The sequence below is a fragment of the Pasteurella oralis genome (assembly GCF_042681465.1).
Lineage (GTDB): Bacteria > Pseudomonadota > Gammaproteobacteria > Enterobacterales > Pasteurellaceae > Pasteurella > Pasteurella oralis.
In genome coordinates this window covers 265,227-287,379 of sequence record NZ_JBHUFP010000005.1, presented here as the reverse complement: position 1 = coordinate 287,379, position 22,153 = coordinate 265,227, and the positions used below count along the sequence as shown (strand labels likewise).

Annotated in this window: 16 protein-coding genes; 12 read left to right on the top strand and 4 right to left on the bottom strand. The window is 35.2% G+C overall.

What is annotated here, in order from left to right; all coding sequences use genetic code 11:
• Window positions 1-14: 14 nt before the first annotated feature.
• The 4 genes from infC to ACFSAV_RS05345 all read left to right on the top strand — a co-directional run bounded on the left by infC (window position 15) and on the right by ACFSAV_RS05345 (window position 3,065).
• On the top strand, window positions 15-557 hold the full coding sequence (gene infC, locus ACFSAV_RS05360; RefSeq protein ID WP_101774910.1) for a translation initiation factor IF-3: 543 nt from the start codon (window positions 15-17) through the stop codon (window positions 555-557).
• 218 nt (window positions 558-775) lie between these two features.
• On the top strand, window positions 776-973 hold the full coding sequence (gene rpmI / locus ACFSAV_RS05355) for a 50S ribosomal protein L35 (RefSeq protein WP_005596065.1): 198 nt from the start codon (window positions 776-778) through the stop codon (window positions 971-973).
• Window positions 974-1,057: 84 nt separating this feature from the next.
• Window positions 1,058-1,411 (top strand): 50S ribosomal protein L20, encoded by a 354-nt coding sequence (gene rplT / locus ACFSAV_RS05350; protein WP_005722169.1) that lies wholly within the window; start codon window positions 1,058-1,060, stop codon window positions 1,409-1,411.
• Between the two features lie 853 nt (window positions 1,412-2,264).
• Window positions 2,265-3,065: a YadA C-terminal domain-containing protein gene (locus ACFSAV_RS05345; protein ID WP_379097068.1), complete on the top strand. Its 801-nt coding sequence runs from the start codon at window positions 2,265-2,267 to the stop codon at window positions 3,063-3,065.
• A gap of 562 nt (window positions 3,066-3,627) precedes the next feature.
• Here the strand turns inward: ACFSAV_RS05345 and ftnA (ACFSAV_RS05340) are convergent.
• Window positions 3,628-4,128: a non-heme ferritin gene (gene ftnA / locus ACFSAV_RS05340; RefSeq protein WP_101774911.1), complete on the bottom strand. Its 501-nt coding sequence runs from the start codon at window positions 4,126-4,128 to the stop codon at window positions 3,628-3,630.
• Window positions 4,129-4,142: 14 nt separating this feature from the next.
• A complete protein-coding gene (gene ftnA, locus ACFSAV_RS05335; RefSeq protein ID WP_101774912.1) occupies window positions 4,143-4,628 on the bottom strand; it encodes a non-heme ferritin in 486 nt (161 codons plus the stop codon).
• Window positions 4,629-5,016: 388 nt separating this feature from the next.
• Here ftnA (ACFSAV_RS05335) and ACFSAV_RS05330 point away from each other — a divergent pair, with 388 nt between their 5' ends.
• The 6 genes from ACFSAV_RS05330 (at window position 5,017) to cysB (ending at window position 12,924) form a co-directional block, all read left to right on the top strand.
• The gene (locus ACFSAV_RS05330; RefSeq protein ID WP_379097064.1) at window positions 5,017-6,096 is read left to right on the top strand and encodes a 3-deoxy-7-phosphoheptulonate synthase; all 1,080 of its coding nucleotides are present in this window, start codon (window positions 5,017-5,019) and stop codon (window positions 6,094-6,096) included.
• On the top strand, window positions 6,084-7,208 hold the full coding sequence (gene tyrA / locus ACFSAV_RS05325; RefSeq protein WP_379097061.1) for a bifunctional chorismate mutase/prephenate dehydrogenase: 1,125 nt from the start codon (window positions 6,084-6,086) through the stop codon (window positions 7,206-7,208). The genes ACFSAV_RS05330 and tyrA overlap by 13 nt, the downstream gene beginning before the upstream one ends.
• 347 nt (window positions 7,209-7,555) lie before the next feature.
• Complete coding sequence (locus ACFSAV_RS05320; protein WP_379097058.1) at window positions 7,556-9,952, top strand: sialidase family protein; 2,397 nt, start codon at window positions 7,556-7,558, stop codon at window positions 9,950-9,952.
• Between the two features lie 252 nt (window positions 9,953-10,204).
• Window positions 10,205-10,828, top strand: coding sequence for an L-threonylcarbamoyladenylate synthase (locus ACFSAV_RS05315; RefSeq protein WP_101774916.1), 624 nt, complete (start codon window positions 10,205-10,207; stop codon window positions 10,826-10,828).
• Window positions 10,829-10,880: 52 nt separating this feature from the next.
• Entirely contained in the window at window positions 10,881-11,915 is a 1,035-nt protein-coding gene (rluB, locus tag ACFSAV_RS05310; RefSeq protein WP_379097054.1) for a 23S rRNA pseudouridine(2605) synthase RluB, read from the top strand.
• A gap of 37 nt (window positions 11,916-11,952) precedes the next feature.
• Entirely contained in the window at window positions 11,953-12,924 is a 972-nt protein-coding gene (gene cysB, locus ACFSAV_RS05305; RefSeq protein ID WP_379097051.1) for an HTH-type transcriptional regulator CysB, read from the top strand.
• A gap of 115 nt (window positions 12,925-13,039) precedes the next feature.
• On the opposite strand, the gene ACFSAV_RS05300 is transcribed toward cysB, so the two are convergent.
• The gene (locus ACFSAV_RS05300) at window positions 13,040-18,766 is read right to left on the bottom strand and encodes an alpha-2-macroglobulin (RefSeq protein WP_379097048.1); all 5,727 of its coding nucleotides are present in this window, start codon (window positions 18,764-18,766) and stop codon (window positions 13,040-13,042) included.
• Window positions 18,767-18,946: 180 nt separating this feature from the next.
• On the opposite strand from ACFSAV_RS05300, the gene dapD reads away from it, so the two are divergent.
• Window positions 18,947-19,771 carry a 2,3,4,5-tetrahydropyridine-2,6-dicarboxylate N-succinyltransferase gene (gene dapD / locus ACFSAV_RS05295; protein WP_379097044.1) on the top strand — a complete coding sequence of 275 codons (825 nt, stop codon included), beginning with the start codon at window positions 18,947-18,949 and terminating at the stop codon, window positions 19,769-19,771.
• Between the two features lie 158 nt (window positions 19,772-19,929).
• A complete protein-coding gene (locus ACFSAV_RS05290; RefSeq protein ID WP_379097041.1) occupies window positions 19,930-21,012 on the top strand; it encodes a DUF7821 domain-containing protein in 1,083 nt (360 codons plus the stop codon).
• A gap of 37 nt (window positions 21,013-21,049) precedes the next feature.
• On the opposite strand, the gene tehB is transcribed toward ACFSAV_RS05290, so the two are convergent.
• A complete protein-coding gene (gene tehB, locus ACFSAV_RS05285; RefSeq protein WP_379097038.1) occupies window positions 21,050-21,910 on the bottom strand; it encodes an SAM-dependent methyltransferase TehB in 861 nt (286 codons plus the stop codon).
• Between the last annotated feature and the right edge of the window lie 243 nt (window positions 21,911-22,153).

Below are 22,153 nucleotides of genomic sequence, written 5' to 3'. Positions count from 1 at the left end.
AGAGGAATAAGACTATTAAGACCGTAAAAAAAGCACCAGTTGCTAATCGTCCGAATCGCATTAATGATGAAATTCGAGTGAAAGAAGTTCGTTTGATTGACCAAGATGGCGAACAAGCAGGTATTGTATCAATTCAACAAGCACTAGAAATGGCAGAACAAGCCGAATTAGATCTCGTTGAAATTAGTCCAAATGCAGAGCCGCCAGTGTGTCGCATTATGAATTACGGTAAGTTCCTTTATGAAAAAGGTAAAGCGGCAAAAGAGCAGAAGAAGAAACAGAAAGTTGTACAAGTGAAGGAAATTAAATTCCGTCCTGGTACAGACGAAGGCGACTATCAGGTAAAACTACGCAGCCTGATTCGCTTTTTAGAAGATGGGGACAAAGCTAAAATCACTGTTCGTTTCCGCGGACGTGAAATGGCTCACCAAGATATCGGCTTAGAGGTGTTAGAGCGTGTTAAAAACGATCTAGCAGACATCTCGGTTGTAGAATCTGCACCGGGAAAACTTGAAGGTCGTCAAGCAGTCATGGTACTTGCCCCGAAAAAGAAATAATTAGTGCAAGCTCAAGTAATTAAGTGCGGTCGAAATTTCTAAAATTTTGACCGCACTTTAATTCGCCTAATTATTAACGTAGCGTCTTCAGATTTGAGGCTGACGCAAAGAGAGCTGACGAGAAAGTGCGAATTGCATAGTTGAAGAGGCTTGGCTGAGTGGAAGTAAAAAGATGAAGATACCATTAGTATTTAAACAATGCGGAGTTATAAAAACTTATGCCTAAAATTAAAACAGTACGTGGTGCTGCGAAGCGTTTCAAAAAAACAGCTTCAGGCGGTTTCAAACGTAAACAATCTCACTTACGTCATATTTTGACTAAAAAGACCACTAAGCGTAAACGCCATTTACGTCATAAATCAATGGTTGCGAAAGCTGACCAAGTTTTAGTAGTAGCGTGCTTACCATACGCATAAACCGTTGAGCGTACGAATAGTAAATTTTTAGTAAGGACATAACATTTTATGTCCAAAGATAAATAGACAATAGGAGATTAAATAATGGCTCGTGTAAAACGTGGTGTTATTGCAAGAGCACGCCATAAGAAAGTTCTTAAGGCTGCTAAAGGTTATTATGGTGCTCGTTCACGTGTTTATCGTGTTGCGTTCCAAGCAGTAATTAAAGCTGGTCAATATGCATATCGTGACCGTCGTCAACGTAAACGTCAATTCCGTCAATTATGGATTGCTCGTATCAATGCTGCGGCGCGTCAAAATGGTTTATCTTACAGCAAATTTATCAATGGCTTGAAAAAAGCTTCAGTTGAAATCGATCGTAAGATCCTTGCTGATATTGCGGTATTTGATAAGGTGGCCTTTACTGCATTAGTAGAAAAAGCAAAATCTGCACTTTAATTTTTAAAGTGAAGATCAATTAGGACGCTATATAGCGTCCTTTTTTATGCTTCACTCAATTGTAACTTATATAAGAGGCTATTTTGAGTCATCTGTTTGAAAAAGACTAAGTTACTTTTATTCACTTATAGTGTGCCACCGCACTAAAGTTTTCGATCTATTCCTCCTAAATTGATTAGCCTATTTATATACTATCTTCCTTCGGTGATACGAAAATTATCCATACTGACTTCTCTGTTGTTTATGAAAGCGACAAGGAAAATGAGATGATAGCAGTAATTCAAAATCTATTTGAGTAAACCTTCAGCATATTTCTTTGATCAACTAATAATCAACTAGCCATAGTTGTTTTTTGTTTTTTTTATACCTATGACTATATTCATAATGATGAGTTATTAAATGATTATAAAAAGTTTACTGTGATATTGAACATGTAAGTTGAATATATTATATCAATATATTGTTTTATATTTATACGAAGTTAAACATATTTAATGTTTAAAATTAATTCTATGTCATAATGATATTGATTTAATAAGTAATAATGCAGTGGTTATTATTGATTCTAAAATAGATCAAAATGTATTTAAATTAAGTTTGTTTTTTATTTTGTAATAAGATTTTTTATTGTTTAATAATTGTTATATTAACTCTAAATAGATTTATTTTTACACTGATTTATATTTATGCATATGAAATAAAAAATAGAAAAAATACTTGTACTAAAGATGAAATTATATAGAATCTCGTCCCGTATTTAATGAAACAGTAGGATACTGATTCATTAAATAGACTAATGGAATAATCATTGGATAAATAAAAGTAGTATAAGTAAATCAAGGAGAAAAACTTAATGAATTTATCGAAAATTGCCGTTGGAGTAGCGGTATCACTTTGTTTAATTAGTAATAGTGCGTTGTCCGAAAGTAAAAGCCTAACAGGAAAAGTATACGATAGAACTTTATCTATTGTGGATGAATGGAAAGCTGGAGGAGAAAAGAATGAAGAATTACGCAAAAAAGCTATAGAACATACAAAGCTTTTTGAAGATTTATATCATGTAAAATACAATAATTATGGCAATAAAAGGCTATATTATTTATTTGATATGATAAATGATGAAATTAATAAAAATACAAGGGATATTTCTGAAGTCATTGAAACTGTAGAAAATAATTATCGTTTTGCGAATAAATTATGGGTTGAAAAAGCAAATATTGACACTGTAGAAAAAAATTCAGCTAATATTTTAGCTAATAAAATTTCAATTGAATCAAATAAAATGGCAATTGTAGAAAATAAGGTTACAATTGAAACAAACAAAACAGCAATTGCAGATAATAAATCTAAAATTACACTTAATCGTGAAGCAATTCAAGCTGTAAATGAAAGATTAAACGCTCGTATAGATAGCTTAAATCAAAATTTGCGCCGTGGTCTTGCGACACAATCAGCATTAAATGGGTTATTCCAGCCTTATAATGTTGGTAAAGTCAGTTTAACTGCAGCTGTCGGTGGATATCAATCAAATAGCGCGATTGCAATCGGTACTGGTTATCGTTTTAATGAAAATATCGCAGCAAAAGCAGGACTTTCAAAAAGTGTTGGTGGTTCAGCATTATCTTATAGTGTGGGTGTGAATTACGAATTTTAATGATATTTAAATGACTTAAATTAATTTCTTATGAATCCGTGATTGAATGAAGAAAAAATATTCTTTGAGTAATTTATTATAGAATTAATGGATTAATTTATAACTTTGTAGTAAATTATTAATTGAATATTTTGTAAGAAAACCCACTTTAACGTGGGTTTTTTATATATTATTGGAGAGCTATTATTTCCTTTGTATGATTAAATATTAATCATATTCCAAGATGCATTTCGATATATCTTTTTTTAACAAAATAATTATTTCCCCTCTTAATAAGATAAAATGAATAAAAAATAATGCGAATATTCTGAAAGGAAAATCTAAAAACGGTAACTTACTTTAGATTTTTAATTAATAAAGATGATTTTTTATGAATTCAGATGAATATTTATACATGACGAAAATCCTTTTTCAAAGATGGATTTAATGAGTAGCAGAGGAAGAATGAGTGATTTGTTTATAAAAAAGGTTGGAACCTAAATTCCAACCTGTTGAACATTTTAACATTTATTTCATTTTATCTAATGAAACTTACTGCTATAACACTCTCATATAGTAAAAATTACTGAGTATTAGCAACTAAATTACCTAAATCTTTATCAATTAAGAATAAGCCTTTACCATCTTCACCAAGTAAATTAAGTTTATCCAAAATACCGCTAAAGAGCTTTTCTTCTTCATGTTGTTCTGCCACATACCATTGTAAGAAGTTAAACGCTGAATAGTCTTTCTCTTCAAATGTTTTACCTACTAATTCATTAATTTTTTCAGTAATTAATTTTTCATGTTTGTAAGTGATTTCAAGTACTTCTTTAAGGCAAGAATATTGGTGTGCTGGAGCTGCAATTTCGCCAATAATCGCTAATGCACCAGTTTCATTTAAATAAGTAAAGAGTTTACGCATGTGTTGCATTTCTTCTGCTGCGTGGGCAGCAAGGAATTTTGCTGTGCCATCAAAACCATTTTGTTCACACCAAGCACTCATTTGTAAATATAAATTAGAAGAATAGAACTCAAGGTTCATTTGTTCATTCAATAAATTAATAACATTTTGCGATAACATATTTTTCTCCTAAATTATAATGTTGCTAAATCACGATCAATAAAATAAAGCGAACGACCATCTTCGCCTAATAAGTTGAACTTATCAATAATACTATTGAATAACATTTCTTCTTCGTGTTGTTCTGCGACATACCATTGTAAGAAGTTAAAAGTAGAATAATCTTTATCTGCAAATGTCACTTCAACAAGTTCGTTAATTTTTGAGGTGACAAATTTTTCATGCTCTAAGGTGATCTCAAAAATTTCTTTTAATGTTTTGTAATCATTTTTAGGTGCTTCAATTTTGCCTAACAATGGCATCCCACTTGTTTCACTGACATAATTGAACAATTTTTGCATATGTTCCATTTCTTCGTCAGCATGACGTAAAAGAAATGCCGCAGCACCTTCATAACCATTATGCGCGCACCATGCGCTCATTTGTAAATAAACATTAGAAGAATAAAATTCCAAATTGATTTGTTCGTTTAGCTTTTCTGCAATTGCTTTGCTTAGCATAACTAACCCCTTTCCGTTGCTATGTTAAAAAATAATGAATAATAGATTATTATTTAATCTATATGATACAGGCATTGTATAGACGTTATTGAGAATAAGCAAGTTATTTTTATCTGAAATTTTTTGTAACTTATTAATTTATAATGAAAATTTAACAAAAACCATTCTCATTTGGAATATGTAAATGAAAGAGATTATCAATTGTCATAGTAGGAAATATTAACAATTGCAAAACAATTAGTTAGGATAGATATGCATTTTTCATTAAAACACTATTTAATGATTGAATCTGAAGATATTTTAGTGTAATTTATTTGTTACATTTTATGTATAAAAAAGTTTACATCATTTGGTCTGTTTCATAATTAATGTTTCAAGGATAATAAAAATGAATAAAGATAGCATCCATAACGTGAATATTGTTGGAGAAAAAGTACTCATTACTCCTCGTGAACTAAAAGAAAAGTTGCCTTTGTTAGCGCCACTTCGTACACAGATAGAGCAATCACGCCATGATATTGCCAATATCATCCATAAAAGAGATCCTCGTTTATTAGTGGTGATTGGACCTTGTTCTATTCATGATCCAATCGCTGCTTTAGAGTATGCCGCACGTCTAAAAGCACTTTCCGATGAATTAAAAGATCAACTCTATATTGTTATGCGAGTGTATTTTGAAAAGCCAAGAACCACTGTAGGTTGGAAAGGATTAATTAATGATCCTAAAATTGATGGTTCTTTTGATGTAGAACATGGTTTACATATTGCTCGAGAATTACTGTTAGAACTTGCTGAAATGGGATTGCCTTTAGCTACAGAAGCACTTGACCCCATTACACCTCAGTATATGGCAGATCTATTTAGTTGGTCTGCGATTGGGGCAAGAACGACAGAATCACAAACTCATCGTGAAATGTCTTCAGGTCTATCTATGGCAGTCGGCTTTAAAAATGGTACAGACGGTAGTTTGGCAACAGCCATTAATGCAATGAAAGCCGCCTCAATGGGGCATAGTTTTATTGGTATTAATCAGCAAGGTCAAGTGAATTTATTACATACTGCGGGTAACCCAGATGGGCATGTGATTTTACGTGGTGGTAAAACGCCTAATTATGAAGCTGAATTTATCGCACAATGTGAACAAGCATTAGAGCAAGCTGGGTTAGAACAAGCGATTATGATTGATTGTAGCCATGGTAACTCGAATAAAGATTATCGCTTACAACCGAAAGTTGCACGAAATGCAGTGCAGCAAATTGTAGAGGGTAATCGTTCGATTATTGGCTTGATGTTAGAAAGTCACTTGCATGCGGGTAATCAAAGTGCAGAACAACCTGTTAGCGAAATGCAATATGGTGTTTCAATTACGGATGCTTGTATTGATTGGGAAACCTCAGAAGCGTTATTACGCGATATGGCTTTAGCATTAAGTAAAAAAATAAAAGGGCGGGATAAGTGGATGCTTTAAAAGAATTAAGAACACAAATAGATCAAGTCGATCGTGGGTTGCTACAACTTTTAGCACAACGGTTAGCTTTGGTGAAGCAAGTTGGTGAAGTTAAGCATAAGCATGGATTACCAATTTATGTGCCAGAACGTGAAGCTGATATGTTACATGCTCGGCGCTTAGAGGCAGAAGCATTAGGTATTTCTGCTGACTTGATTGAAGATATCCTACGACGTGTAATGCGCGAGTCTTATACAAGTGAAAATCAATTCGGCTTTAAGAAAGTGAATCCTGCAATCAGAAAAATTGTGATCGTTGGAGGAAGGGGAAAATTAGGCAGCTTATTTGCACATTACTTTACTTTATCGGGTTACTCTGTTGAAGTTTTAGAACGGGAAGATTGGCAAAGTGCGGTCGATATTTTAAAAAATTCTAATGTAGTCATCGTGTCTGTTCCTATTGCTAATACAGTAGAAACTATCAAGCGTTTAGCACCATTTTTAACAGAGAATATGTTATTAGCTGATCTTACTTCGGTCAAACGAGCACCATTGGCTGCGATGTTAGATTATCATAAAGGTCCAGTATTAGGTTTACATCCAATGTTTGGTCCTGATATTGCAAGCATGGCAAAACAAGTGATTGTACGTTGTGATGGGCGTTTTGAGCAACGCTATCAGTGGTTAATTGAACAAATGCAAATTTGGGGCGCCAAATTTTATCCTGTAGATGCAGTTGAACATGATCATAGTATGACTTACGTTCAGGCGTTGCGTCATTTTTCTACTTTTGCTAATGGATTGCATTTATCTAAGCAACCTGTGCAATTAGCCAGTTTACTTGCTTTGTCTTCGCCCATTTACCGTTTAGAGCTCGCGATGATAGGGCGTTTATTCGCGCAAGATGCAGCTCTTTATGCTGATATTATCCTAGATAAACCTGAAAATTTAACTGTTATTGAAAGTTTAAAGCAAAGCTATGAAGAAAGTTTAGCTTTTTTTGCTAATGGAGATAAACAAGGGTTTATTGAAAGTTTTAATCAAGTCAAACAATGGTTTGGTGATTATTCTGAGCAATTTCTGAAAGAAAGCCGCCAGTTGTTACAGCAAGCTAATGATTACAGGCAAATTTAGATATAAAGCAAAGTGAAAAAGGCGGAAATTAACCGCCTTTTTTTGTATGTATTTTATCCATAAAATGAATTCTAGGCTGACTTCAGCAATATCAAAGTTGTACAAAAGTTGATCTAGTTCACAATTAAGAAAAAAATATTGGTTATTAAATAGATATTTTTTTATATAAAAACCTCCATTTTTATTATTAAAATGATGATTTCACTCCATTTTTCTCTGGCAATAATTGAATAATACCCTTCAAAAGCAGTATTTTCCTGTAATTGTTTTTTTGTTCACAATTTATATACTTGAAATCAATCATTTTTTGACCTTTCAATCATTAAAATTAACCTAAGGAGAATGAAATGAAAAGCCGTGTATTCTTGTTATCGCTATTAACGGTTTCTACCTCTATTGCTGTGCAAGCCAACACTTTTTGGAAAGCTGACTTACATGAAAATCTCACGAATGTGACGAAAGTAGCTGGACGAGATGGCTTTACTATAAATAAACCAGGGCAACCGTGGCCTGGTGTTGGACCAAACGGGGAAGCAGGCGGTACTGTTAATTTACCTTATAGCCGAATTCCAGCAATGACAATTACTGACGATAACAAAATGGTTGTGATGTTTGACTTGAGATGGAAAACGGCAAGTGATCAAAATCGTATCGATCCAGGTGTAGTGATTTCAGAAGATGGTGGGCATACATGGCAAAAAAGAACAGCTTGGAGTTTTAATGAGTCAAAATTCCCTTTGCGTAGAGCGATGGATCCAACATTACTTCATAATAATATTGATGGTAGTTTATATGTGATGCATGGTACTTGGGCAACAGGAACGAGAAATTGGTATCAGGATAGAATATCGTATTTTAATGATAATGTTTGGGCGGCAACGATCTACAAATCAACAGATGGTGGTTATACTTGGCAAAAAAACAGTGAATTTAGCAAAACTATAAACGCAGATGTTTTTTCAAAAGTTAAAAAAGATCCAAATAATCCAACAATTGGTTTTCTAGGTGGCGTTGGTTCTGGGATTGTAATGCGAGATGGTACCTTAGTTTTTCCAATTCAAACAGCTCATATTAATGGGATTGCGACTACAATTATGTACTCAAAAGATAATGGCAAGACTTGGGATATGCCTGCTATTGAGAATGCATTAGCGCCAAACCAAAGTTCGTTAGAAAACATGGTATTTGAGATTGGTGATAAATTAGTCATGACTGGTCGTGAAGACAATACGAAAAAAACCAGATGGGCTTATTATACAGAAGATTTAGGTAAAACTTGGCATGAATATAGTCCTGTTAATGGTTTTAGTACAACAACAGCGGCGCCATCACAAGGTTCATCAATTTATGTGACATTACCAAGTGGGAAACGTGTGTTGTTAGTTTCGAAACCGAATGGCAATGGGAATGATAGATATGCACGTGGTAATTTAGCCTTATGGATGTTAGATGCGAAGAATCCAGATCATAAATATGAAGTTGCAATTATTAGACCTGGGTCTGGTAATGCTGCTGGCGCGGGCTATTCTTCTTTAGCTTATAAAGAAGGCAACTTATTTATTGCGTTTGAGGATGATGGTGATATTACAGTTAAAAACTTAACTGAGCATATGAAGACTATTGAAGATAAAGCGACCGAATGGGGATTGACTGATGAAATTGCTACTGAAGTAGCGCAAATAAAGGCATTAGAACATTTAAATAAAGGACAAAAAGATACGCTTAGTGCCAAAATGCAAAGGGCAAATGATAATGCGGTTTCTGAATCTGTAGTATTAAACCGTGAAATGAAAGGATTAAAAGATGAAGCTACTGAATTGACTAAACAGTCTGCCGCAATGACTAGAGCCTTGCCTTCAAAAATCAAGCAATTTAATCGAGATGTGAATGAAGTGAGAAGCTTGACTAGTGATACTAGTGAAACTTATCTGAACTATTTAAGTATACAAGATTTGATGCGTATGTTGCGTCATTCGTTTTTAGCCCTAAATACTAAATTGGATTTTTCTAACTATGTCAAACATGTTGAAAAATTGAATTCCTATGATACGGACATTCTCTATAGTTCTTATAATAATGTTTTTGTTGAATATGATTCAGTAAACAAAAATAGTAAGCACAGTCCGTCGTTAGCAATTGGTGTTAACACAAGTTTAGGTGGAAATACACAAGCAGGTGTATTTTTTGAACATGACAAAAAAGACGGAAAAACTAATGCAGTGGGGGTAAGAACAAAATATCGCAAAGATGAGAATGTACTGTCCGCGTTCTTACGCTATAGAACAGTTAAACATGATGGCTTCATAGAAAGAAACAATAATGTGGATCTTTATATTAACTATGCTCACGAATTCAAAGTTGATAATCATCTTACGTTAGCACCGTCAGTTGGTGCTTATGCTTCTTTATCATCTAAAACATTAATTGATGAAGATGTCGCATTGAATAAGCGCCTCGTTATGGCTGGTGATGTGGGACTAAATATCGCGTATAACTTAGCAGATATTAAAGTGACTATTAGACCAAATGTTGCTTTAGTTAAAGATGGCGCTACATTATCGCAAGCTAATTACAAAGATAACCAACATAGAATTAAATCAAGCAGTGTTGTTTATGGTGTCAATGTAGGACTTGAAAAACAATTTGCAAATAGTATTTCACTTGGCACTAAATTAAAGTTACAAAAATATGGTTCACAATCTTCTGAGGTCAGTTTAGGCATTAATTTGGGTTATAACTGGTGATAAAAAAATTAATGGCTTCAGTTTTTACAGATTAAGAAATTGTAGACTTTAATGTCCTTAATAGTACCAATAAACCCACTTATTTAAAGTGGGTTTATTTTTATTGGCTAAATAGTCAAGAGTTAGCATTGAGTTGTGCTTTTGATCAAGCTGATTTCTTTTGGTTTTTTGTTATTTTTCAATCAAACCGTTATAAGATTTATGCAACAAAGTGTATAATAAGAATTATTTTTTGATAAAAATATTTGAGTTATGAGTCAATTTTTTTATATTCATCCAGAAAATCCACAAGTGAGATTGATCAATCAAGCTGTTGAGATTTTGCGTGATGGTGGAGTGATTGTCTATCCGACGGATTCTGGTTATGCACTTGGTTGTATGATTGGAGATAAACATGCAATGGATCGTATTGTAAAAATTCGCCAGCTACCAGAAGGGCATAATTTTACACTCGTATGTAGCGATTTATCTGAGCTATCCACTTACTCTCTGGTGAATAACAGTGCTTATCGTTTAATTAAAAATAATACACCAGGACGTTATACTTTTATTCTAACGGCAACGAAAGAATTACCAAGACGTTTGATGACTTCCAAACGTAAGACAATTGGTATTCGAGTGCCTGACAATCAAATTGCGTTAGATTTACTAAAAGCATTAGGTGAGCCAATTTTATCTTGTTCGCTTATGTTACCTGGTGAGGAATATATGACACAGTCGGATCCAGAGGAAATTAGAGATCGTTTAGAGCGTCAGGTGGATTTAATTATTCATGGTGGGTACCTCGGACAAGAGCCAACAACAGTTGTTGATTTAACAACAGATACACCAATCATTATGCGTGAAGGCAGTGGGTCAATCACCCCCTTTATTTAATGCATATAGTTATAAGTATAGACGCTTGTGAAAGCGACAATTTAGAGGAAATATGAAATCTACTAAAACAAATTCTCGTCAAAATCGACCGCACTTTGATAAAAAAGGACAAAGAAATACATCAAATCCAAAAGTGGTTTCTAATGTCATCAAGCCAGCGGCTAGTATGCAGGATAAACCTGTTAGTGCAGTAAAATCTACACCAAAGTCCCTTGTTTCAAAAGCGAATGTAGAAGGTGAGAAATTACAGAAAGTATTAGCACGAGCAGGTCAAGGATCGCGTCGTGAAATTGAAGCGATGATTGTTGAGAAGCGTGTTAGTGTTGACGGTAAAATCGCCACATTGGGTGATCGTATTAATGTTCATTCTGGCGTAAAGGTGCGTATTGATGGGCATATTGTGAATTTAAAACAAGCACAAAAAGAAGTCTGTCGTGTATTGATGTATTACAAACCAGAAGGTGAACTTTGTACTCGCCATGATCCAGAAGGACGCGCTACTGTCTTTGACCGTTTACCTCGTTTAACAGGAGCGCGTTGGATCGCAGTTGGGCGTTTGGATATTAATACGTCAGGCTTATTGTTATTTACGACTGATGGTGAACTAGCCAATCGTTTAATGCACCCAAGTCGAGAAGTTGAACGAGAGTATTCTGTACGTGTGTTTGGACAGGTTGATGATGCTATGTTGCACCGCTTGAAAAAAGGCGTGCAATTAGAAGATGGTCCAGCAAACTTTAAAGAAATCAAATTTGCTGGTGGTGTAGGGATTAATCAATGGTTTGATGTGACACTTATGGAAGGACGTAATCGTGAAGTCCGTCGTTTATGGGAGTCACAAGGTGTACAGGTCAGCCGTTTAATTCGTACTCGATATGGCAATATTTCATTAATGAAGTCATTGCCTCGAGGCGGTTGGGAAGAAATGGACTTAATCAATGTAAATTATCTAAGGGAGTTAGTTGGGTTACCACCTGAGGTGGAAACGAAACTTGACGTCACAAAACCTCGTCGCCGAGCGAAAACAGGACAAATTCGCAAGGCTGTGAAGCGTTATACAGAGTTAAGTAAGCGTTATAAAAAATAATTTTTCTTCTGAGCAAGTGCTGTGAGAGGACAAATGCATGAAAATACAACAACTACGTTATATTGTTGAAATTGTTAATCAAAATTTGAATGTGACAGAAGCTGCGAATGCGCTGTTTACTTCACAACCTGGTATTAGTAAACAAGTTCGTTTGTTAGAAGATGAACTTGGTTTAGAAATCTTTGAACGTAATGGGAAGCACATTAAATCACTCACGCCCGCAGGGCAAAAAATTGTTACAATCGCGCGTGAATTATTAGTTAAAACGCAAAGTATCAAAGCTGTTGCTAATGAATATACTCAGCCTAATCATGGGGTTTTACGTATTGCCACAACCAATACTCAAGCACGATATGTTTTACCCCCTGTGGTTGAACGTTTTTCTAAAAAATATCCTGATGTGAGTTTACATATTCATCAAGGTTCACCAAGCCAAATTTATGATGCACTTTTATCTGGAGATGTAGATATTGCCATTACAACAGAAGCGCAATATTTATTTGATGATGTAGTTTTATTGCCTTGTTACATGTGGAATCGTTCAGTCATCGTGAAACATGATCACCCACTTGCACAATGTAAAAATTTAACTATTGAAGAAGTCGGAAAATATCCTTTAGTCACTTACACTTTTGGTTTTACTGGCGTGTCTGATTTAGATTATGCTTTTAATAGCGCTGGGATTTTACCTAATATCGTTTTTACTGCGACGGATGCTGATGTTATAAAGACCTATGTTCGATTAGGGCTTGGTGTGGGTATTATGGCCTCAATGGCACATACCGAAGTCGATACGGATTTATTGGCATTAAAAGGTGATCATCTGTTTGCGCCAAGTGCGGTGCAAATCGCATTTAAACACAGTACCTTTTTACGTACATATATGTATGATTTCATGCAGTATTTTGCACCTCATTTGACGCGTGATGTGGTTGAGAAAGCAGAACGACTACGTGATAAGGATGCTGTGAAAAAGCTATTTGAAGGGATTGAATTAGCCTTTCGTTAAGTAGGCGTCAATTTTCAAAAAAATAGAGAAAGGGATTAACTCCATTTCTTTTTGGATATTATAGATAAAAAATGCCCACAGATTGATCGCTGTGGGCATTTTGTCTTGAATGTTATTATTTAATCACTTGGATTTTCCCTTCACTTGCAGAGTAAGCTTTGATTGAGCGATCATACATGCTTTCAGCATAAACAGGTGGAATTTGGAAGGTGCCAATATTTACCGCTTTAAGTTGGTATTTTAAGGTTTTCATTTCACCTTCTACATCACCATAACTGAGAATACGATCTTCACGCACTTCAGAATGTTGTGGATACCAACCATCAGCAGAAGCTTCTTCTACGCCAGATTGCCAAATAACTTCAAAGCCAGCAGGGTAGAGATCCGTAATAATCACATCTGTTAAATAGTCAGAAATTGACCGCACTTTAATTGTGGCATAAATGGTATCACCAATTCTGACTGAGTTTAGTGGTTGACCTTTTTCATCAGTATAAGTACGGTAAATTTCTAAGCCATCAGCCAGTGCTTTATCATCTGCTTTTTGTGGATAACCAACCTGAGTTAAAGCAAACCATGCTGGCTGGGTGCTATTATTCACAAAAGCTAAATTCATTTGTGTTTCCATTAAATCAGCAAAACGGAAAAGAGGATTACTTTGACTGATATCTTGTTCATTTTGTTGAATGTGTAATGCTGTTATATCCGTTTGGTTCTGTTGTGTATAAGCATCTAGCGCTAATAGCACCATCGCAGAAGACAATGTGTTATAACGCTGTTGATTAAGATCTTGCGCGATACGCGTTAAGACTTTATCTGATACTTTAGCCAAATGCATTGGGAAATGACGTGCAATAACATACAACATTGAACTATCTTGAATCAATGGATCACTATAACTGCGGTACAACCATTTTTCGTTACGTTCATTGGTTAGTTGTTTTATAACTGATTCAATGAGCTGATTAGCTTCTGTTTCTTGTTTTAGCATCTGATAAGCTGCGGCTAACCATGCTGCTAACATGTCACTTTGCCAGTCTTTATTATTAAAATTTTGTTCAAGTTCAGTACGAATTGACATGAGTGCATTTGAGGGGACTTGACCTAAACGTGTTAATAAATAGGCAGAATAGGCACGTTGGCGCAAATCAACTAACTCGTCTTCTTCTTGTGGAATACTTTGATATTCTAATGCACTGACAGTGTTATTAAATAAGCCGTTTTGACCAAACCAAGCTTGTGGTAGCTTGATATTACGTTCTTGCGCTTCAATTAAGAAATGTGCAACATAAGCTGTAAGGAATATTTCGCCATGATTGACATTATTCCACACACCATAACTACCATCTTGCGTTTGGCGAGTTGGTAAAAGTTTGAAGACTTTTTGTAATGATTGACGAATATCTTGTTCGCTTGCTTGTGGTAAATGTTGATGGCTGACCAGTGACAATGTATTTAATAATGGCTGATAAGCTTTATTTTGCGTGAACAAGAGAGTTGGTATTGCTGAACTGATAATTTGCTCTGTACAATAATTATCATATTGATTTAAGTAAGCTGAAACACCTTGTGTTAACACCAATGGAATTGGTGAAAATAGGGCTGATTGCTCACGATATTGTGGGAAGAGAGTAACAGGCAGTGTACTATTAACTCGCTTTCCAGCTTCCACTTTACCAAGTTGTGTGACAAATTGTTTTGGCATAATTGGACGTACAGAAAGATTGATGTTACGTACTACATCAATAGTTTGCTGTTGTGCATTTTGATAAGTGGCACTAAAACGAATATTACTTGCGCCTAATTGTTGTGTCGCTTTAATCATAAAATCGACCGTACTTTCTGACATAGGAGCAATTTCAACAGTTTTTTCTGCTTCATCAATAATATTGATTTGTGGTTCAGCATCAACTTTTACCTTCACTTGTTGAGTCTGAGTCGTGTTGTTAGCAATATTGACACTGACTTGTGCTTGATCGTCTGGTGTTAAGATCAATGGTACGGTTGGCGAGAGGATTAAATCGTTGCGTACGGCTGTTGCAGTTTCAACATGACCAAGTTGATTGCCCTCATCGCTTACTGCAATTGCCATTACTTTTAAGTTACCATTAAATTCTTCCGGTACTTGATAAGTCACGGTTTTTTCACCATTAATATCGACAATACCAGACCAATAGGTGACGGGTTTATCTGCTTTACGTTTAAATGGGTTGGTATTCGCCATTGCTTTTTTCATGGCGAGTTCCATATCAATTTCAGCATCCCCACCAGTTTGTGCAAATTGCATGACTTTACTGAACTCTGGCAGGATTAAATCCAGAATTTGTGAAGTTTGGACTTGTAATGCATTTTTCGGGAAGAAGTATTTTAGTGGGTCAGTAAACTTATAGTTTGCGACTTGTAAAATACCTTCGTTCACTGCATAAATCACCGCTTTGCTTGGCTTATTACTAGTTAATGTAAACTCAACGGTATCGCCTGATTTCACATGTTTTGGTGTTGTTAATTCGAGTTTTAAGCGACGATTATCCACATTGACAGTAAAAGGGACAACACCGTAACTCAGTGGGCTGGTGAAAATATCATGAGAATGGATATCACGCGAGAACTGTACATTAATATAGCCATTACCTTCGAAATTCGCTGGCAACTTGATTCGTTGTACAGAACTATTCGTGGTAGCCTTAAACCATTTATGTGCATAAACACGATCACGTTCAATTGTAATTAAGCCACTGCCCGCGTAAGGCGCCTGAATAGCAATTTCAATTTCCTCATTTGGTTTGAATTGCTTTTTATTCAAGCGTAGCTTCAATTCTGTGTTTTTATCCATTGCTACAGTCAGGTTTTGATTCCCGATCACCGTATAGTGAATACGATTGACTTCTTGTTCATGTTCATTGGTTAATACAAGAACAAAATCACCGCTTTTTTTCGTATTTAGACTAAAATCTAAACCAGTTGAAGCAAATTGAATTGAAGTTTGTTCAACCTCGTTTTCAACTAATTTAGACTCATATTTATAGGCACCAGAAGGCTGTTGTGTCAGCACTGAAAGGTATTGACGCTCAAATAAAGTGGCTTTCAAGCCTTCAAGTGCAATTTTTTCTAATGCAGGGTTAACTGCGATTAAGTGAACTTGTTGCGGAGTGTTTTGTTTCAAATAAGCTAAATCCACATGGCTTTTATATCCAATTAGCCAAGGTTGTGCTGACACCATAACGGATTTTACGCTAGAGACAGCGCGCCCACTATTATTCTCAAAACCATCTGCAGTGAAATACAACATTTGTGCTGTATTTTCAGCATATTGGCTTAAATCAATTGGGAAAATCGCTTTACCATCTTTATCTGTTGCCTGTTCATCTAATGTAGTCTCATACAAGATAGCTGACTTGTTACGTTGATTATCAAAGAATTGATAATCCTCATATTGACTGAATTTAGGTAATACTGGATGCAAGGTTAGCTCTGCGTTGACACGACGCTGTTGAGCTGGTGTACCAAAGAGATTAGTCAGTTTTACAGTTGCGACGAGATCACGAGGACCGATCCAACCTTCAGCTGCAACTTGATTAAATGTTGTTGCAATTTTTAGGCTATCTGGCTGAAACTCTTGTACTTGGAATGTCATAGAACCAATTTCTTTTTGCTTGTGTTGTTCGCCAATCAGCAATTGTGCAAACCATTCGCCAGTCTCAGCTACGTCGGGTAGTTCAAAATTGACAGAATTTAGACCGCTCTTATCTAAACGAACTGTCTGTTTAAACATTGTTCTACCGCTTGGCGAGATAATCTGAAATTGTAATGGCACATTATTCAATTCTGTTCGCCAATCTTGCGGTTTCGTGATAATTCCTGTATGGATAGTTTCATTTGGACGATAGATGCCACGATCATTAAATAAGTAAGCTTTTAAACTTGCCATATCTTGTTCAGTATAAATACCACCAACATCAAAACGAGAATAATCAAGACTTCGATCATGCTTATCAATTGGCAAGAAAGACAACTGGTTTTCTGTCGAAACTAAATACATTACTGGAGCCAGCTCTTGTTTAAAATGATCTAATGAGGCGAAATGCACAACCCCATTTTCATCAGAGAAACTCGTTTTAATAATTGAACCATTACGGCTGATAACAGAAACAGACGCTCCTTCAATTGCTTCCCCTGTACTGATAGATTGCACAAAGACCATTTGTGAACCATCAACAGCTTTCTTAGCGATAATGCCTAAATCAGTAAGCACAATTAAACGATAATCAGTGAATTGATTATCTGCATCATTACGCCAATCATAGCGTTGTGATGTATCGCGGAATGGGGTTGAGGAATTTTTATCCTCACCACTCACTTTTAACCAATATATCCCAGCGGATTGTATATCTGTTTTGATTAAGTTTGCTAAATCAACGCCAATATAGTTGGTTTGTTGCGGTTTCTTATTATTTACTTTGTAAACTTTTGTGATGAAATCCGCAATATGATCAATTTTTAATTGCCCTAAATCTGGATTTTGGAAATCTCCCTGATTGAGTGAAACTAGATGGCGTAATTGTTCCTCTTGAATACGACCAACTTGTAAAGTGATTTCATTGAAATTACGTGAACCTATGGTGAGTTTTTGTTCTCCTGCTGAAGAGAGTATTGCGCCTGTGCCAACAAAACCAACATGTTTTGGATATTCTGGTGCACAGATAAATTCGCCTAGTGGTTTCTTAAATTGATAGCCGCCTAATGCACTGAAATGATTGTTAACTTGCAGATAAACACAACGCTTTTCTGGAATATCGAGTTGGAAGCTCTGTGTATTGGTATAAGTAGTTTGTGTTGGCAATAATTTTAAAGCAACTTTTGGTGCTTGATTTAGCAAGTCTTGGTTAATTTGGTTATAACGCCAGTGTGTATTATTGTCAGGTGTTTTTTCAGGTAAAAGGAAGGCAGCAATATTTTGCGCAATATCGCTACCTTTGACAAGTTGGTTGAAGTTTAAACGTAAGATTTGTTCCGCTTCATTTTTTTCATTTTGTGCAATGATAATGTTGGAGGAATAATCAAGGCTAAATTTAGTCGGGACTTCTACATTAGCGAATAGTGTTCCGTCAAGCTGGTTACCACCTACAAGTGCGGTTAGATTTTGTGCAATTTTAGTCTCAATATATTGGTTATTCGTTTGTGCTAAACTCACATTATCAGAACTAATCCAAGCAACAAGATCGTTTTCGGCATAACGTACTTTGAATTTCAACGGTGAAATAACATGTCGTGTATCATCCTTATTATCACGGATTAGCGTAACTTGAACAGCCTTTTCAAATTTTTGTCGATCAACGGGATGTGAAAATGCAACACCAACAATGGCATGGCGAATATGTGCTTGATTTGGATCTTGATAAAAATGTTGTTGTGCGATTCTCGCATAAAAACTTGGGGTAGTAACGGTGAATGGTTGTTTTAGTTCTTTTACATAAGTTTGTTTTGGATTTAAAATTTTTTCATCAATTTTGATTTTGTATTCTTGCTCAGCTGGCCAATCGTTTTCAGGTTTAAATGAGAGCATCGAATCAGTATGCCAAAACCATTTTCCTTTTATTGCAGGTTCAATGCTGATTCCTTCAGTCACTTCTTTGTTAACAGCGGTAATTGGAGCGGCAGGACCAGAAAAAGAAATGACTAGTGGATATACTTCTTTAGGGTTCTCATAATAATTTGTTAATTCTATTGGGCTGATTTCAAAGTTAATGCGATTAGCTTCATCATTTTTATTGTCTTCACAGCTTGTCAGCATAAAAATCATGGCTAATAGGCTGAATAGGGAAAAGAAATATCGTTTATTCATAAAGAGATCCTTAGCAATATATAAATGATTTGATTCTACCTGAAATGTATTTCGTTGAGCAATCTTTGATCATTGTTTTTTATAAAGAACCGACCATTTCCTTGTAAATTAACAGGTGAGTTTTAAGTCGAAATATGATAAAACTATCACCCTTAGTTTTAATCCATTGAGGAACATAACATGTCATTACAACATATCATTGAAGCGGCTTTTGAAAAACGTGCTGAAATTGCCCCTAAAACAGTTGATGCACAAACTCGTGCTGCAATTGAAGAAGCTATTGAAGGTTTAGATAGTGGAAAATATCGTGTTGCAGAAAAAATTGATGGGGAATGGATCACTCATCAATGGTTAAAAAAAGCAGTTTTATTATCATTCCGTATTAATGACAATGAATTAGTTACTGGTGCAGAAACTAATTATTACGATAAAGTGCCAATGAAATTTGCTGATTATGATGCGGTACGTTTTCAACAAGAAGGTTTTCGTGTTGTGCCGCCAGCCGCAGTGCGCAAAGGCGCTTATATTGCAAAAAATACAGTATTAATGCCATCTTATGTGAATATTGGCGCACGCGTTGATGAAGGCACGATGGTTGATACTTGGGCAACAGTAGGGTCTTGTGCACAAATTGGTAAAAATGTTCATTTGTCAGGTGGTGTAGGCATTGGTGGTGTGTTAGAACCATTACAAGCAAATCCAACCATTATTGAAGACAATTGTTTTATCGGTGCACGTTCTGAAATTGTCGAAGGGGTGATTGTTGAAGAAGGTTCTGTGATTTCTATGGGCGTATTCATTGGTCAGTCAACGAAAATTTATGATCGTGAAACGGGTGAAATTACTTATGGTCGTGTTCCAGCAGGGTCTGTCGTGGTGTCAGGTAGCCTTCCATCTAAATGTGGCAAATATAGCTTATATTGTGCTGTAATCGTGAAAAAAGTGGATGAGAAAACACGTGGGAAAGTCGGTATTAACGAATTATTGCGCACAATTGATGAATAGTGTTGTTAGCTCACTTTTTTAAAACTTGATTAAAATTGCCCGCACTTTATCTTGAAAGAAATAAAGTGCGGTCAGTTTTTTGTTCGTTTATCCATGATTAACATGTTGATAAATTGTGCTACGTTGATAAATGTAATTTTTTTAGATGAGAGTAAATTATGTATGAGCATATCTTAAATGCTTTAGTCAAAATTGAAGAATATTTAGACAATGAAAGCTATAGTGTCGAGATACCAAATAATCTATTTAAAACAGATATTTTAGTTGATTACTATTATTATCCAGGGCATTTTGTCGATGTTGATGATGACGAAAAAGAGCTGATTACAGCTACCTTAGCGGATGCAGGTTATACAGATCATTATGACGCATTGGCAGAATTATTATGGAAAGCCAATATTGAACCTATTCCAAAAGAAGAATTAGTCGATGGGAATAGTTATTGTTTTATCATGATAAGTTTTGGTATTGCACCAGTTCAGGAACATTTGAAAGCGAAAAAGGCTAAATATGAGCAAGTCACTTTCTTTTGCACACCTTACACTGATAGGGAAGGGAAGCAGCGCTTTAAAATTTTAGTGGTGCCAAATACATTTGGTGACATTTTTAAAGAAATGAAGTGTGCACGTATCTTAGACATAGAGAGTGAAGCACAATTAGATAAAACGTATTGGTCACTATTAGAACGCGCTATTGGGCAGATATGCCAAACGCTGTCTATTGAAGTGACTGGTTTCGCTTTATCGAATACGACTTACCAACAAAAAACATTAGAAGCATATTCACTGTATTTAGAGCAGTTCTGCCAATTAACACAAATTCAGGATATAGACGGTTTTAAAGCACGTTGGTTAGAAATACAACAGCAACAAAAACAATTAATCCAACAAGTGAAAGATGAGGGTTTTTATGGCACAGTTAAACCCGCTTTCTTAAATTACCGTTTTCTTTTGTGTGAATTTTTAACTTCTACTTATGAAGATCATTGGCAAATGGATTATGATATGTTGTTTGATTATCTTGCTAAATATCTAGAACAACCTTTTGAACTTGAGGAAGAAGATGGCTTACAGCCTAATGATATTGCTAGAAAGTTTGAAGCTGAATCAAATTATAGTTTATTAGATATTGAAACGCGTTTGGAGAGTTATTGCTTTTTACCTTGTCTAAAGACAGATGTAGAAAGCATACTGAGCTTAGCAGAAATTTTAGATTTTCCAATCAGTAAATTAGGTGATTAAAGCAAGTAAAACGCCCTGACAACAGGGCGTTGTTGTATTATTTTTTCTTAGCAAGCATGGTGACAAATTTCATTTTAATTCGATTACCATTTTCATCGGTTTTATGTAATTCTCCCATTTCCTCATTGTATTTAACCAATTCCCAATCTTGATAATATTGTTTTAATTCCCCTTCTTTGAAAGTAAAAGAGAAAGGCATTGGGCAAGGCACATCATCAGTAGACATTGCTGCAACAATTAGATTATAACCGCCAGTATTCGTATGATTTTGCATATTTTCAATAATTTGTGGGATGTGTTCAGGGTTTAAGAACATAAAAACGACAGTAGAAAGAATGAAATCATAATTTTCTTGAATATTGGCTGAGTTAATATCATACAGTGCGGTTTGAATTAGGAGATTTTCTTTTTCTGCGGTGTCTGCTAAAAATTTAAGACTATTTTCATTGTGATCCCAGGATGTGACATTGTAACCCAATAGGCTTAAAAAGAGGGAATTTCGACCTTGACCACAACCTAGATCTAAAACTTTGCATGGTGATAGTATTTCTACTGCATGTTTCACTTCAGAATGGGTTGCTGTCATGTTGTATTTTTTGTTGAAGTAATCTTCTTTTTTACAGTGAAATTCAAGATAGCACTCTAAGTCATCAGAAAGTGGTTCAACTTTATGCCAAAGCTGTGGTTCAACAAGCGGAATTTCACTTGTTGGTGTAAAGATATGTTCACTTATCACTTCACCTGCTTCCGACAATACATAAAATTTAAGTTGACCTTTTAGAACTGTTAATTTCCCCCAGGTTCCAACTTTAGTGTTATGTTTTTCTTGAAACATTTGTGGTAGTGAGGTTGCAGTCCAAACTGGCATTCTTTTATAACAGATTAATTCGTTTTTCATAATTTACCCTTAATTTATTTTAATAGTTGACTCAAATAGTAGGATAATAAAAAAGTTTAAGGAATGCAATGCTAGCAAGGGAAAATGCGACTTTATAGGTAGAGTCACAATATGAGAGATAAATCAGATTGGAAAAATAATTTAAAATATTGTTTGCTTTAATAAGATTAACGTGTTCTAATGCATTTCGCTAGACCCGTCTTTATATAAGTTAGTTAGTACAGTTCTTCCTCGTTTACAAGC

Excerpts from the sequence above, each read along its gene's own strand:
- rpmI (WP_005596065.1), top strand. The coding sequence starts at position 776 with ATGCCTAAAATTAAAACAGTACGTGGTGCTGCGAAGCGTTTCAAAAAA.
- ftnA (WP_101774912.1), bottom strand. The coding sequence starts at position 4,628 with ATGCTAAGCAAAGCAATTGCAGAAAAGCTAAACGAACAAATCAATTTG.
- ACFSAV_RS05290 (WP_379097041.1), top strand. The coding sequence starts at position 19,930 with ATGTATGAGCATATCTTAAATGCTTTAGTCAAAATTGAAGAATATTTA.
- ACFSAV_RS05300 (WP_379097048.1), bottom strand. The coding sequence starts at position 18,766 with ATGAATAAACGATATTTCTTTTCCCTATTCAGCCTATTAGCCATGATT.
- dapD (WP_379097044.1), top strand. The coding sequence starts at position 18,947 with ATGTCATTACAACATATCATTGAAGCGGCTTTTGAAAAACGTGCTGAA.
- ACFSAV_RS05345 (WP_379097068.1), top strand. The coding sequence starts at position 2,265 with ATGAATTTATCGAAAATTGCCGTTGGAGTAGCGGTATCACTTTGTTTA.
- rplT (WP_005722169.1), top strand. The coding sequence starts at position 1,058 with ATGGCTCGTGTAAAACGTGGTGTTATTGCAAGAGCACGCCATAAGAAA.
- rluB (WP_379097054.1), top strand. The coding sequence starts at position 10,881 with ATGAAATCTACTAAAACAAATTCTCGTCAAAATCGACCGCACTTTGAT.
- ftnA (WP_101774911.1), bottom strand. The coding sequence starts at position 4,128 with ATGTTATCGCAAAATGTTATTAATTTATTGAATGAACAAATGAACCTT.
- ACFSAV_RS05315 (WP_101774916.1), top strand. The coding sequence starts at position 10,205 with ATGAGTCAATTTTTTTATATTCATCCAGAAAATCCACAAGTGAGATTG.
- cysB (WP_379097051.1), top strand. The coding sequence starts at position 11,953 with ATGAAAATACAACAACTACGTTATATTGTTGAAATTGTTAATCAAAAT.
- tehB (WP_379097038.1), bottom strand. The coding sequence starts at position 21,910 with ATGAAAAACGAATTAATCTGTTATAAAAGAATGCCAGTTTGGACTGCA.
- ACFSAV_RS05330 (WP_379097064.1), top strand. The coding sequence starts at position 5,017 with ATGAATAAAGATAGCATCCATAACGTGAATATTGTTGGAGAAAAAGTA.
- ACFSAV_RS05320 (WP_379097058.1), top strand. The coding sequence starts at position 7,556 with ATGAAAAGCCGTGTATTCTTGTTATCGCTATTAACGGTTTCTACCTCT.